The organism is Shewanella sp. 433, from assembly GCF_059338565.1.
In genome coordinates, this window is the sequence record NZ_CM181703.1 from 1,925,371 (window position 1) to 1,938,944 (window position 13,574).

At 46.8% G+C, this 13,574-nt stretch carries 11 protein-coding genes; 8 read left to right on the top strand and 3 right to left on the bottom strand.

From position 1 onward, the window contains the following. Positions 1-353 precede the first annotated feature (353 nt). Positions 354-3,143, bottom strand: coding sequence for an insulinase family protein (locus AC5YB1_RS08460; RefSeq protein ID WP_494521468.1), 2,790 nt, complete (start codon positions 3,141-3,143; stop codon positions 354-356). Between the two features lie 218 nt (positions 3,144-3,361). Here AC5YB1_RS08460 and sixA point away from each other — a divergent pair, with 218 nt between their 5' ends. Further along, positions 3,362-3,832: a phosphohistidine phosphatase SixA gene (gene sixA, locus AC5YB1_RS08465; protein ID WP_494521469.1), complete on the top strand. Its 471-nt coding sequence runs from the start codon at positions 3,362-3,364 to the stop codon at positions 3,830-3,832. An 83-nt stretch (positions 3,833-3,915) separates the two neighbouring features. Here the strand turns inward: sixA and smrB are convergent, their stop codons facing one another. Next, positions 3,916-4,437, bottom strand: a complete 522-nt coding sequence (gene smrB / locus AC5YB1_RS08470) for an endonuclease SmrB (protein ID WP_494521470.1) — start codon at positions 4,435-4,437, stop codon at positions 3,916-3,918. Positions 4,438-4,516: 79 nt separating this feature from the next. Between smrB and prmB the strand changes: the two genes are divergently transcribed. The 6 genes from prmB to AC5YB1_RS08500 all read left to right on the top strand — a co-directional run bounded on the left by prmB (position 4,517) and on the right by AC5YB1_RS08500 (position 9,958). Continuing rightward, the gene (prmB, locus tag AC5YB1_RS08475; protein ID WP_494521471.1) at positions 4,517-5,461 is read left to right on the top strand and encodes a 50S ribosomal protein L3 N(5)-glutamine methyltransferase; all 945 of its coding nucleotides are present in this window, start codon (positions 4,517-4,519) and stop codon (positions 5,459-5,461) included. Between the two features lie 97 nt (positions 5,462-5,558). Beyond that, positions 5,559-6,653, top strand: a complete 1,095-nt coding sequence (gene aroC, locus AC5YB1_RS08480) for a chorismate synthase (RefSeq protein ID WP_475514236.1) — start codon at positions 5,559-5,561, stop codon at positions 6,651-6,653. 88 nt (positions 6,654-6,741) lie between these two features. After that, positions 6,742-7,917, top strand: a complete 1,176-nt coding sequence (locus tag AC5YB1_RS08485; RefSeq protein WP_119979106.1) for an MFS transporter — start codon at positions 6,742-6,744, stop codon at positions 7,915-7,917. A 51-nt stretch (positions 7,918-7,968) separates the two neighbouring features. Further along, positions 7,969-9,099: an ATP-NAD kinase family protein gene (locus AC5YB1_RS08490; RefSeq protein WP_494521472.1), complete on the top strand. Its 1,131-nt coding sequence runs from the start codon at positions 7,969-7,971 to the stop codon at positions 9,097-9,099. A gap of 38 nt (positions 9,100-9,137) precedes the next feature. After that, positions 9,138-9,419 carry a YfcL family protein gene (locus tag AC5YB1_RS08495; protein ID WP_475514233.1) on the top strand — a complete coding sequence of 94 codons (282 nt, stop codon included), beginning with the start codon at positions 9,138-9,140 and terminating at the stop codon, positions 9,417-9,419. A gap of 2 nt (positions 9,420-9,421) precedes the next feature. Beyond that, a complete protein-coding gene (locus AC5YB1_RS08500; RefSeq protein ID WP_475516997.1) occupies positions 9,422-9,958 on the top strand; it encodes an RNA methyltransferase in 537 nt (178 codons plus the stop codon). Between the two features lie 292 nt (positions 9,959-10,250). Here AC5YB1_RS08500 and mnmC1 read toward each other — a convergent pair whose 3' ends face one another. Next, entirely contained in the window at positions 10,251-12,257 is a 2,007-nt protein-coding gene (gene mnmC1, locus AC5YB1_RS08505) for an FAD-dependent 5-carboxymethylaminomethyl-2-thiouridine(34) oxidoreductase MnmC1 (protein ID WP_494521473.1), read from the bottom strand. Between the two features lie 103 nt (positions 12,258-12,360). Here mnmC1 and fabB point away from each other — a divergent pair, with 103 nt between their 5' ends. Then, positions 12,361-13,572: a beta-ketoacyl-ACP synthase I gene (fabB, locus tag AC5YB1_RS08510; protein WP_494521474.1), complete on the top strand. Its 1,212-nt coding sequence runs from the start codon at positions 12,361-12,363 to the stop codon at positions 13,570-13,572. Positions 13,573-13,574: the final 2 nt, after the last annotated feature.

Sequence of the window (13,574 nt, forward strand, 5' to 3'; positions counted from 1 at the left end):
TAGTTAACCTACTTTTCCAGAAAGTGAACGGTTTGTCAAAAGAACACTGAGTTTTTTGTATATTAATCATTGTTGTTTTTATTTGACTTTGACAGTCCTGTGTCATTGGATGGGCTCAATACGCGTCTGATGCACTCTTTTATTGTGTAAAGTCAGAGGTGGATGAATGGATTATTAGTGGGAGCATTGATGTTTCAACACATCTGGTCGACTGTAATAACTAGTTTTATCATAGACTTGCTTACGCCTTTTGTTAGAAGTGGAGATTCGGAAGTAAGTTGCGTGTATCTTATCGATTTGATCAGAAGGTTGGCAGCCTAAGATAACGATTAACCTCGATGTGTTGGCTAGTTTTAATAACTAAATTTGGGTGCTTGCTGTTTAAATGAGCGCAGGTCCGTGATCATATTGTCGGAGTTGAGTGGTTCCTGATTTCGATGTTGCTCGCCCGTGGTAAACAGTACAAGGCGATCACAATGTTTGGTGCGCATTGTTTGCATCATAAATTTGATTAAGTCAGCACGAGTCAGTTGTTTTAATTGCTCGACGACGAGCTCCCGTTGATTAAATTGATAATCTTTATTACCGATACTGGACCAGTAACGTTGGCCACGGGTTTTTAAGTTGGGATCGTGTTCCATTATTTGACTAATTAAGCCTTGTTTGGTGAGTTCCCACTGGGTATTTGTTATCTGCATCACCGCATAATTAAAATCAGCGATAAACTCATCAATGGCTTCCAGCAGTTGCAGCGGCCCTGTTGTTGGTGATTGAATATAGAAAATCATGCCAGGGTAGCGATTTAGTGGTAAGTAGCCGGTACCGACCATGTAACCCAATTGACGTTTAGTACGCAGTTCATGAAAGAAGGTTGATGACATCGTGTGGTTTAGCAAGCTAAATAGTGCCATGTTTAACGTCGATGCTTGTGTCGATTGATAGTAAACGATGATACTACTATCTTGATGAGCGACAGGGACCTCTCTGATGAGGGTACCGACATTTTCAAGGTTAATCAGTTCGCGCTCAGACTCGCCGCTAGGGGATGAGACGAGTGACAAAATATGGTCGAGTCGTTTACCTAGGGCTTTAGCTTCTTTCGTTAACCAATCACCATAGACTAATCCTTCTAAATGCATTTTCTCGTAGAAGCGACTGATATGCTCATGCAGATCACCTAAGGTGAGTTTTTCTAACTCTTCAGCCATGCGAAGTGGTTCATAGCTGCGTCGTTGGAGTGTAACCGTTAAGCTGGTAAATAATTGCGAGATAGGTTTGGCACGGCTTTGATTGTACCAGCTGCGTAATACTTGCTTCTTAATTTGCTTGAAGCGTTCTTGGGTAAAATTGCGCTCTCTGGCTTTGCTGATTAATAAGGCTAGCAGCGCCTCTTGTTTGCCGGTAAATCCGGTTAGATGCAGTGTTATACCGCCTTGGTGGGGGTAAATATGATAGCTTAGCCCCGCCACTTCGGCAGGGTAAGTGTATTCTGTTAAATAATCCAACAGCATTTCAACATATAAGCGTGTCAGCGCAGCATGACGGGGAGTGGCGGTCGCTTGTTGTGAGTCTAGTGATAGGTAGATATGTCCTTTGGGGACATTAAATTCATCGTCTTTTCGATGCCAAATTCGATAGCCATTTTCTTGGCAGACAATCACAGGCACACTGTGTGCGCTTTTTTCATCTCTGGCGACTGAGTCGGCAATAATAAAAGGATTGACTTCAGGAAGGCTAAGCTCCTGCCTGATCGTGGGGTTGTACCATGGCGTTAAACGGGCTTTATCAATGGGTTTGATTTGATAGGGGGAGTGATACCACGCCGCTTGCCTGTCTGTGTCTAGTTCTGGCGAGATAAGCTGAATGCGCAGGTTATCGGGTGTCATTAATGCCAGTAAGGCTTGGGTTTCTGCGATATTGAGGCCATCCATGCGGTAATCACCATAAACGATATCTTCCACATCATAATGGTGCATGTTAATACTGAGATGACTCGCTAAGTCGAGTGCTTTTATCTGTTCTTGGTACTTAAACGCCAGGGTTAAGAGATTAGCCCGTTCTTGGTAGCGCCACGAGGTTAAGCCACTATGTTTGATGAGGGTTAAGTATTCAAATGTCGCTTGAATGACATCATCGAGTTGCGCCAGCCCCTTATCGGTTAACTGAATACTGATGTTGTAATCTTTAAAGTTATAGCCACTAACACCGCCGCCGGCCGAGAGGTTTGCTGCCAAATCCTGACTTTTTAAATAACTGAGTAAACTGCCTTTACCCTCGTAACCCAATAAATGGCTGATAAACGTAAGGGGTTTGCTTTTATAAAAGCAGTCAATGGCGGGCAGCGCAAAAGTAATCGCGACTCGGCGCTGCTCCTTAAGTGGCACTATGTTTATCTGTTGGCCTAATTGTGATGCTTGATAGAGCGGTGTTTCAGGATAGTGTTTATGCAAATCATGATTAACAATGGATGAAAAGTAACACTTAGCTAATTGGGCTAATGTATCAATAGGTAAGGGCGCGACTAAGCAAAGGGTCATTAAATTTGCGCTGTAGTGCTGCTGATAAAATGCCACTAATTCGTCACGTAATGTTTGTTGGCTGCCTGATAAGGTTTGTAAATTACCCACGGAAAATTTACTAAATGGATGAGCTGGATTTACCGTTTCTTTTTGCACTTGATACACACGGCGAATATCGTCTTTCAGTTTTAGGCTAAATTCAGATTCAATAGCGTGTCGCTCACGGTCAACCAAGTCGAGATTAAAGCAAGGCGCGATAAAAAACTGGCTAAAGCGGTCGAGTGACTCTTCAAAAGCGTCGGCATCGATTGAATAAAAGAAGTTGGTTTGCTCGGTTCCTGTCCATGCATTGTTACTGCCACCATGCTGGTTAATAAAAGCATGATACTCGCCCGAATCTGGGTATTTTTCGGTGCCAAGAAAGAGCATGTGTTCTAAAAAGTGTGCCATACCCGGACGTGCACTAGGATCATCAAAGTGGCCCACATTCACCGCCATAGAGGCGGCACCTTGGTTGGTTTGCCAATCTTCAACTAAAAGTACCCTTAATCGATTGCTAAGTTGCACATAGCGATACTGGCGATGATCGTTGGGGCTTTGAGTGATACAAGTTGACGTTGGCAATTGAGCGGCTCCAACCTTATATGGCAACACGCTAAAAAGAGGTTGCTCGCAAAAGGGTAAATAAAACAGTAAGCCTACATAGTGGTCTCGAAAAACAACTTTGGCAAATACCTTATTGCCTATTCGACTAATTATTAACAGACTTTAGGTGTGTTACGGTTGACTTTAACGCTACAATTGCCGAGAAGAATAAAAAATATATTGTAGCGAGAAGTAGTATGCAGCTTTTTTTGATGCGTCATGGGGACGCTGGGTACAATGCACATTCCGATCGGGAACGGGTATTGACCGATGCTGGGCGCCACCAAACCGAATTAATGAGTAATTGGTTAGCCCGGCGTGTCACAGATGTTGATTTAGTCTTGGTTAGCCCCTATTTGCGCGCTCAGCAAACTTGGCAAGAAGTGAGTAAGCACTTTCCTGAACCAAGGCATTGGCAAGTACTCGATGATTTAACCCCATCAGCCGATCCACTGCGCGCGGTCGAGACTGTTTTGGCTTATGGTGAGTTGTATAAGGCCGATAATGTGCTAGTGATTGCTCACATGCCTTTGCTTGGTTATATGGTCAGTGAGTTAGTGCCCGGTATCGAGCCACCGTTATTTGCAACCTCAGGGATCACCTTAATAGACAAGCACGGTGAAAGGGCATCGCTCTCCTGGCAAAACACGCCTCACACTGTGAGTTAGTGACGTTAAAAATGGCGAGTTAGGATTTATCAGAGATATGTATTAAAAAGGACGCTTGAAGCGTCCTTTTTGCTGAGCTAATCCTATTCATGACGCTCGCCAACATCGACTAACACCAGTAGTGCGGCATCGCCGCCCCACTCTTTAGGGGCTTTATGGAATGCCTTTACATGTGGATGCTGTGCCAGCCACATGGGGATATTTTGTTTTAATACGCCTGTGCCATGTCCATGCATAACGCAGCAGCATGGGCAATGTTGTTTTATGCAAGCTTGCAGCAGGGCAGCGAGTTCTAATTTGGCCTCAGATTGGCGCATGCCATGGAGGTCTAATAACAGTTCGGGTTGATAGTCACCGCGGCGTAGTCGCTTGACTTCAAAGCTGTCGACATCATCGCGCGCCCACCGCATTGCACCTTCGGTAGGCAGGTATGGTTGGTAAGTATCTGAAAAATAGCTGTCGGCATGCAGTTCTGTGGTTTTGGCTTCCACTTCCCGCTTGGTTTTTTGTGGCGTCGAAAAATGACGCTTATCTTGTTTAAGCGGCGTTATGCCTTGGGTCAGGGCCGAAAATAGCGCCTGACCTTCATCTTTTTCTTTATTCATGGGGCTATTTTATTGAATCCGATGCCATATGAATAGAGTTCAGTTACAATGAGGTCGAACTATCTAGCTGGAGTATGTTTTGGATAAGATTTTTGTTGATGAAGCGGTAACCGAATTACGCACCATAGGTGACATGTTACGTTGGGCTGTGAGCCGTTTTAATGATGCTAACATCTATTATGGTCACGGAACCGACAACGCATGGGATGAAGCCATTGCATTAGTGTTTCATGCACTACACCTTCCTGAAGAGATAGGCCAACAGGTCATCCATTCTAATTTGACCAGCAGCGAAAAACATAAAATTGTTGAGCTGATCATACGTCGCGTACGTGAACGTTTACCTGTTCCTTACCTGACCAATAAAGCTCATTTCGCAGGGCTTGAGTTTTATGTCGATGAGCGGGTATTAGTCCCGCGCTCGCCAATTGCCGAAATGATAGCTAACCGCTTTAGCCCTTGGCTTTATAACAAACCAGTTAACCGTATTCTTGACCTATGTACCGGCAGTGCTTGTATTGCCATCGCCTGTGCTTATGAGTTTGAAGACGCCGAGGTCGATGCACTTGATATCAGCGCCGACGCACTAGAAGTGGCACAGATTAACATTGAAACCTTAGGTGTGATGGACAGGGTGTTTCCGATCGAGTCGGATCTCTTTAGTGCTATCCCTAAAGGGCCGCAATACGATCTGATTGTTTCTAATCCGCCTTATGTCGATGCTGAAGATATTGGTGATATGCCAGATGAATACCATCACGAACCAGAGCTAGGGTTAGCGTCGGGGCGCGATGGCCTAGATTTAACCAAGCGCATTCTAGCCAATGCTCTAGACTACCTCACCGAAGATGGCCTGTTAGTGGTTGAAGTAGGTAATTCTATGGTGCACCTTATCGAGCAATTCCCCGAAGTCCCGTTTACCTGGGTGAACTTTGAAAATGGCGGTGATGGGGTATTTGTTTTGACTCATGATCAGCTAGTTGAAAATGAATCACTGTTCGCCATCTACAAAGATAGTGAATAATAGCCATTTGTGGGTTTAGGGATAAGTCAGCCTATTGGGTAATTAACCATTAGGCTAGGCTTGAAAACGTCTAATAACATTGAGGTGAATAAAGCAGATGTCGGGAAACAGTATTGGTCAAAATTTTGTAGTGACTACATTTGGTGAAAGCCATGGTAAGGCATTGGGGTGTATTATTGACGGATGCCCTCCGGGATTGACGCTCAATGAAGCCGATATGCAACACGATCTTGACCGTCGCCGCCCCGGAACATCTCGCTATACCACTGCACGACGTGAAGCCGACGAAGTGCAAATTCTCTCAGGGGTGTTTGAAGGGAAAACCACAGGCACTTCGATTGGTTTAGTGATTCAAAATACCGATCAACGCAGTCAAGATTACTCCAACATTAAAGATCAGTTTCGTCCAGGACATGCTGATTATACCTATCAGCAAAAATATGGCCTGCGGGATTACCGCGGTGGGGGACGTTCATCGGCACGTGAAACGGCCATGCGTGTTGCTGCTGGCGCCGTTGCTAAAAAGTATTTAAAGCAAGTGCATGGTATCGACATTCACGGTTATCTCAGCGCGTTAGGACCGATTGTGGCTGACAAAGTCGATTTAGCTCAGGTCGAGCAAAATGCGTTTTTCTTTCCTGATGCCGATAAGTTAGTCGCCCTTGATGATTACATGCGTGATTTGAAAAAGAGCGGTGATTCGATTGGCGCTAAAGTTTCAGTCGTCGCAACCAATGTTCCCGTTGGTCTGGGTGAACCGGTATTTGATCGACTCGATGCCGACATTGCACATGCATTAATGGGGATCAACGCGGTAAAAGGCGTCGAGATTGGCGATGGTTTTGAGGTGGTTAATCAAAAAGGCTCCGAGCATCGTGACTTAATGTCACCTCAAGGTTTTGCATCTAATCATGCCGGTGGCATCTTGGGAGGGATCTCTTCGGGTCAGCCGATAGTGGCCCATATAGCCATGAAACCCACATCCAGCATCAGTGTGCCGGGCGAGAGCATGACGGTACAAGGTGAAGAGTCTGAGGTGGTGACCAAAGGGCGACACGACCCGTGTGTCGGGATCCGCGCCGTGCCCATTGCCGAAGCGATGTTGGCCATTGTACTTATGGATCACCTGTTACGTCACCGTGCACAAAATGCCGATGTACACAGCGAAACCCCGGTTATTGGGATGAGATAATCTCAATCAGTGACGTAAAAGAGGGCACATAGTATGTGCCTTCTTTTGTTGTACATCAGATAATTAATGAGTTGATTGAGCCTAACACATGCAACAAGCAGATACTTTTCACTCCTTGCGCTGGATCAGCGCTTGTTATTTTTTCTTCTTCGCTATTCTCGGGGTATTAGTCCCTTATCTTGGCGTGTTTTTTGAACATCGCGGCTTTGAGGCGCAAGAAATTGGCTTCTTATTGGCGATTTTAATGGCCACCCGTATTATCGCCCCCAATGTATGGGCCATGGTCGCCGATAAAACCGGCATGCGTGGTCAACTGGTTAAGCTTGGGGCGGGCTGCTCCGCGGTGGCGTTTTTAAGCTTTTTCTATCACGGTGGTTTTGTCTACCTTGCTATTAGTCTCAGTATTTACACCTTCTTCTGGAATGCTATTTTGGCGCAGTTAGAAGTGATCACGCTAGAAACCTTGGGCGAAAACACCAGTAAATACGGTAAAATCCGCAGTTTTGGCAGTGTTGGTTATCTGGTGTTCGTGGTCAGTGTGGGTTTTGGTATCAGCTATTTTGGCACCGAAATTCTTCCTTTTGTCGGGCTGGGCTTGTTTTTATGTCTGCTGGGTTGTTCATTGTCACTGCCTAACACTCGAGTAATGGTGGACAAACTGACCTCGGTTGAACCCCTTAAAATCGATAAGGGAATTTTTTGGTTTTTGGTGTCGGCACTGTTACTGCAAATGAGCGCCGGGCCTTTTTATGGCTTTTTTGTGCTGTATCTCAAGCAGGTCGGTTATAGCGAATCCACCGCTGGCGTGTATGTTGCGCTGGGAGTGCTGGCTGAAATTGTGATGTTTATGTTTGCGCCGCGACTCATGGGGCGTTACGGGGTGAAGACATTATTGGTGGTCAGTGTTGGCTTTAGTGCTGTGCGTTGGTTATTGATGGCTTTTTGTGTTGGCAATATGTTCTGGCTTGGCGTGAGCCAACTTTTGCATGCCTTTACCTTTGGCTTAGTGCACGCGGCGTCGATTCAGTTTGTGCACCAAAAATTTGATATTCGTCACCGCAGTAAGGGCCAAGCTCTGTATGCCAGCCTTAGCTTTGGCGTGGGCGGCGCATTGGGCACCTGGTTATGTGGCTTTATTTGGGGTGATGGTTCGCAAGCGTGGCTTAGTTGGGCGGTTGCCGCCGCGTGCGCTGGCTTATCTATGTTAGCGGTATTATGTATTCCTAATCTTAATTCGAGTAACCCGAAGACTGCGAACGCCTAAGGCGAAAGCCAATCAAATTAGTGCAAAGTATAAAACAGGGAGAACCGTTTGATGAGTAACACATTTCGCTTGGGGGTTATCATTAACCCTCTGGCTGGACTTGGGGGCAGTGTTGCCTTAAAGGGCAGTGATGGCGTGGCGGCTGAGGCGATGGCTCGCGGCGCTGAGCCTAAAGCGCATTTGCGTCTGGCTCAAGCATTAGAGGTGATTTTACCTTATCGAGATAAAGTGGAGCTGATCACCGCCTCTGGTGGTATGGGCGAAGAGGTCGCGCTGCAATTGGGCTTTAACCATCAAGTGGCATATCACAGCGCAGTAGAGACAGAGGCGCGAGATACCCAAGATGCGGTCAGAGCCATACAAGCCTCTGGGGTCGATCTGCTGCTGTTTGCGGGTGGCGATGGTACCGCTCGGGATATCTTTGCCGTGGTTGATGAGACCTTGCCAGTGCTCGGCGTACCTGCAGGGGTCAAAATACACTCGGGCGTTTATGGTATTACTCCCCACGCTTCTGGCATGGTGATCAAGTTGCTATTAGACGGCGAGTTGGTCAGCTTAATGACGGGTGATGTGATGGATATTGACGAAGTGGCTTTTCGGCAGGGGACGGTAAAGGCGCGCCGCTTTGGTGAAATGTTAGTCCCAGCGGAGCCACGCTATATCCAAGCCGTAAAAATGGGCGGTAAAGAGGTCGATGAGCTAGTGCTTAGCGATATTGCTGCACACGTAATAGAGCAGATGGAAGATGAGCTTTTTATCATGGGTTCTGGCAGTACTGTGGCTGCGGTTATGCAAGAGCTGGGCTTAGCGAATACGCTGCTTGGGGTCGATCTGATCGCGCACCGTCAGTTGGTTGGTAGCGATTTAACCGCCAGCGAGCTGCTTGAATTGACCCAAGATAGGCAATGTAAATTGGTGATCACCCTCATCGGCGGACAAGGCCATATTTTAGGCCGCGGTAACCAACAGCTGTCGAGTCGGCTTATCCGCGCCGTTGGTAAAGAGAATATTATTATCTTAGCCACAAAAACTAAACTAAAAGCACTTGAAGGACGCCCCTTAATTGTGGATAGTGGCGACCCAGAACTCGACGCCGAATTGTGCGGCTATTTTAAAGTCGTCACGGGATACCGCGATTATGTCATGTATCAGGTGGACAACCCTGATCTTGTCCCAAGATAAGTTAAGCGGCAATACACTGTTAATTGATTGGAGAAACCATGTTAGAGCAGTACGAACAAGCATTAGATCAATGGATTGCAACAAAAGTAGCGCAGGGCGATGACGATCAACTGTTTGCCAGTGGTTATTTGCAAGGCCATTTTGCCGTGGTGTTGTCGCAGTTAGAAGTTCAAGCAGAGCAAGACCATCAAGCACTAGATGACAAGATGCAGGTTTGTTTGGAAACCGCTAAAACGGAGCTCGCGCCAGCTGACTTTTTATTAGTGCAAGGTGCTTGGGATGAATTAAGCGCAAAAATTGCCAGCTTGGAAGCACAGTGATCATGCCATGCGATTCGTTTGTGACGATAGGGTTAGTTAATCCCAAAAGCCCCACTAATGTGGGTGGCGTTATGCGCGCCGCAGGCTGTTACCGCGCCGATGCCGTCACTTATACGGGTAAACGTTATGCACTCGCAGCCAAGCATCGTGGTGAGCAATACAATACCGATACCAAAGGTGCGGGATTAACGATCCCCTTAACGGGTGTCGAATGTCTACTGGAGGGGCTTGATGTCGATACGCAAGTGATCTGCGTTGATTTAGTCGAAGGGGCTATTCCGCTGCCTGAATTTAAGCACCCTAATAAAGCCATTTATCTGTTTGGCCCCGAAGATGGCACGATTGATCAGTATCTGATTGATCGCGCCGATGCGGTGGTTTATATGCCCACTGTGGGGTGCATGAACTTAGCATCGTCAGTCAATGTGCTGTTATACGACAGGTTAGCTAAAGGTGAGCCCACTGGCAGCGATGAGTTGATCCGTCAAAGTCGCGATACCAATAATCGCGTCAAAGTGAAACCCAACGCCACGTTATAAGCTAAGCTCATACTCAATCTTTGCCCTATGACGAACGTTAAACGTTAGTCATAGGGCAGCGTTCAGGTGATTTAACTTTTAGCACACGCTTAATCGTTCACCTTAATTGTTAACTTAGGCCCTATCTGTTTTATTGTAGCCATGTTGCATAGCAAGCTTATTTAGCCTTACGTAATCAATTACCATTAATATCCGTCCCACATATCTTTCAATAATATCCGCAGCTTCAGCAATCATCGTTCTTGCTTACTTACATATTTGCTTGCTTATAGCTTATATAAGTAACCTGATGTCACATCAGTGCTTTGCCTTTAATCAATTTTCTCATCCACATCCGGTTGGGATTCAACAAGCCTAGAATGGGTGTCGTGGTTGGGATCAATTCGCCGCACATTTGCGCTGCCAGCAACTCTGCCGCTAACGGGCCCGAGGTCAGACCGCGCGAGCCCAGTCCTCCTAATATAAAGAGTCCATCGTGGATCGGTGCCTGGGTATGTTGCCAATACTGCGCGCTCGATTTAGTGTGTTGCTGGGTTTGGTAGGCGTCGATGATGGCATCATAATCTGGCGCGCAGCCCATCATAGGGGCGTGATCTCGGGTCACCATACGCACTCCTACGCGGGCGCTATGGCCGCTAATATCGACATCTTTAGTCCAGTCAGTTTGGTAGCTGGTGCGTATTTTATCTAAGTTATCCAGCTGTTCGGTCACACTGTAATCAAGGTTATCGGGATCTTTAATATAGCTAGCCCCAGTGCAATGCAGTTCGTCATGGGCTGGCGTTAGGTAGCCGTGAGAGCACAGTACCGTAGTGAGCTTTTTAAGCGCAAAACGTGATGGAATATGGCTAACTTGTCCCCTAAAGCCGCTGATCGGAAGTTGTGCGGTTTGCGAAAAATCGGTTAAGTGGCGACCATTGGCCAGAACTAGGTTGGCAAATGGCCCAAACGCTTGTTGCTTATTACCCACTTGTGCATTGATGTACCACTGATTATCACGCCGTTCAATGGCGGTCACTTGGGTATTAAAGTGGCATGTCACATCACTCAGTGTTGTGGCTTTTTCTATGGCTGTGGTGGTTAGTTGCTGTGGGTTAACCCAGCCCCCCAAGGGGTAATAGATAGCGTCTATGCCTATCTCTATCCCTGCGATAGTGCTGGCTTGGGCGCCAGTAAGAGGCTTAGCTATGGTATCAGCCCAGGCTCTGGCGGTGATGATTTTATGCAAGCGCTTGGCACTGCGATCATCATGGCCTGTTTGCAAGACACCGCAAAAATCATGATTAATCTTGTATCCTTGCTTAACGAGGGCATTAATCCGCTGGCGACTAAACAGGTATCCTTGCAGAAAAAACTGGCTCAATGGCCCATCTTCTGGTGTCAGTAGCGGATAGATTGCCCCTTGTTTATTGCCTGAGGCCTGTTGGCCTGGGGCGTTATCCATGCAAAATAGCGTCAGTGCCTGGCCGCGCTCGGCAAGTGATAAGGCCAAGCAGCCACTGGCCACGCCGCCGCCGATAATGGCGGTATTACCGTCTGTGGCACTTTTTAGCGGATTATAGGCAAAGGTTTGTTGCTGCTGGTAACGTAATGCGGCGCGCTCTTTTTTAGCAATATCGAGACTGACCGGATCGGGATGGTTAAGCAGAGTCATTTCACTGAGCGGTTCTAACGGCCACTGTAATAAACGAAAGCCGCAAAGCTGGGTGACGTTACTCAGCTGTTGCTGCACCGAGGCACTGAGTGATTCATTGGGGGAAGCCGCCAGTATTACGCTTGCGTCATCATCGGATAATCTCGCGAGCTGCCATGCTAGCGGGTGATCTAATTGAGAAGCTTGAGCTTTGCTGAACATCCACGCACCAAAGGTTTGCTCAGCAGTAGCGAGTTGTTTTAATGCTTGTACGGTTTGGTCTATGTGCACATCTATCGATAAGGCACCATTGAAGCCAATAACCCGATGACAGCCAGCCACTGCCGACATGCTGATGTCATCAAGCTGCTGTACAATAGTATCAAATGGTTGGCATTGCTGTGCAAGGGAGCTTAAATCACTCGCCTGTGCAACAAAGTAGTGCAGTCTTAATGGGCTTTGTTGAGGTGAATGGCCGATATGGCTGAGCAACTGTTTGATGACAGATTCAAGGCCAGGACCTATGATACCCAACATCATAGGTCGGTGTGCTGCAGGATAAAGGTGTGCCAAAATAGAATCAATGACACTTTTGTTTACACAAATTGGGGTTTTATTTTCAGGTTCGTTAGCCAATGATTTTACTCTGACGATGATATTAGGCATTATTTTACCTGCCTTTATGGAAAGCTGACCACTTAATTGCGTTAAAAGCGCTACTATTGGCCCAGCAAAATTGGTACTAAACGTACGGAATGGACAGTAAATAATGAAAAGAGTCGTGATCACCGGACTTGGCATAGTTTCAAGTATTGGTAATAACAAGCAAGAAGTCACCGAGTCACTTAAAGCAGGTCGTAGTGGGATCACCCACTCAGATCAGTTTGAAGAAATGAAGCTTCGTAGCCATGTTTGGGGCGACATTAAGTTAGACCCTAAAGAACATATCGATCGTAAAGCATTACGTTTTATGGGCGATGCCGCAGCTTATGCGTACATTGCCATGGAGCAAGCGATTAATGATGCAGGGCTAACAGAAGAGCAATACTCACATCATCGAGTTGGTATTATCGCAGGTACGGGCGGCGCATCATCGGCCAACCAGGTACAAGCTGCCGATACCCTGCGTGAAAAAGGCGTTAAGCGCGTTGGTCCTTACATTGTGCCACGTATTATGTCGAGCACGGCTAGCGCTTGTCTTGCTACTCCATTCAAAATTAAAGGCATGAACTATTCGATTAGTTCTGCCTGTGCTACCAGTGCGCACTGTATTGGTCATGCGGTTGAGCTTATTCAGATGGGCAAACAAGATATGGTGTTTGCTGGTGGTGCAGAAGAGGTTGATTGGACTTTGACCATGGGCTTTGACGCCATGGGCGCTCTATCGACTAAGTATAACGATTGCCCAGAAAAAGCCTCTCGCACTTATGATGCTGACCGTGATGGTTTTGTTATCTCTGGCGGTGGCGGAATCGTGGTCGTTGAAGAACTTGAGCATGCACTAGCGCGCGGTGCAAAAATTTATGCCGAAGTGGTGGGTTACGGCGCATCATCAGATGGTTATGACATGGTTGCGCCATCAGGCGAAGGTGCAGTGCGTTGTATGCAAATGGCGCTTGCCGATGTCGATACCCCTATCGATTATATCAATACCCATGGTACGTCGACACCAGTAGGTGACATGCGTGAACTAGAAGCATTAGCCGAAACCTTTGGTGATAAGCTTCCACCGATAGCTTCTACTAAGTCACTGACGGGGCATGCTCTGGGTGCAGCAGGTGTTCATGAAGCGATCTATAGTCTTATCATGATGGAAAGCGGCTTTATTGCGCCGAGCATCAATATCGATAACGTCGATGAAAAAGCTAAAGGCATGCCGATTGTGACTGAATATCGTGAGGCGGAGCTTAATACTATTATGAGTAATAGCTTTGGCTTCGGTGGCACTAATGCCACTTTAGTGATGCGCAAATATGAATAGAT

What these genes read in the sequence shown, in the direction of transcription:
- sixA (WP_494521469.1), top strand. Translation starts at nt 3,362, where the DNA reads ATGCAGCTTTTTTTGATGCGTCATGGGGACGCTGGGTACAATGCACAT.
- smrB (WP_494521470.1), bottom strand. Translation starts at nt 4,437, where the DNA reads ATGAATAAAGAAAAAGATGAAGGTCAGGCGCTATTTTCGGCCCTGACC.
- aroC (WP_475514236.1), top strand. Translation starts at nt 5,559, where the DNA reads ATGTCGGGAAACAGTATTGGTCAAAATTTTGTAGTGACTACATTTGGT.
- AC5YB1_RS08485 (WP_119979106.1), top strand. Translation starts at nt 6,742, where the DNA reads ATGCAACAAGCAGATACTTTTCACTCCTTGCGCTGGATCAGCGCTTGT.
- AC5YB1_RS08490 (WP_494521472.1), top strand. Translation starts at nt 7,969, where the DNA reads ATGAGTAACACATTTCGCTTGGGGGTTATCATTAACCCTCTGGCTGGA.
- AC5YB1_RS08495 (WP_475514233.1), top strand. Translation starts at nt 9,138, where the DNA reads ATGTTAGAGCAGTACGAACAAGCATTAGATCAATGGATTGCAACAAAA.
- AC5YB1_RS08500 (WP_475516997.1), top strand. Translation starts at nt 9,422, where the DNA reads ATGCCATGCGATTCGTTTGTGACGATAGGGTTAGTTAATCCCAAAAGC.
- mnmC1 (WP_494521473.1), bottom strand. Translation starts at nt 12,257, where the DNA reads ATGCCTAATATCATCGTCAGAGTAAAATCATTGGCTAACGAACCTGAA.
- fabB (WP_494521474.1), top strand. Translation starts at nt 12,361, where the DNA reads ATGAAAAGAGTCGTGATCACCGGACTTGGCATAGTTTCAAGTATTGGT.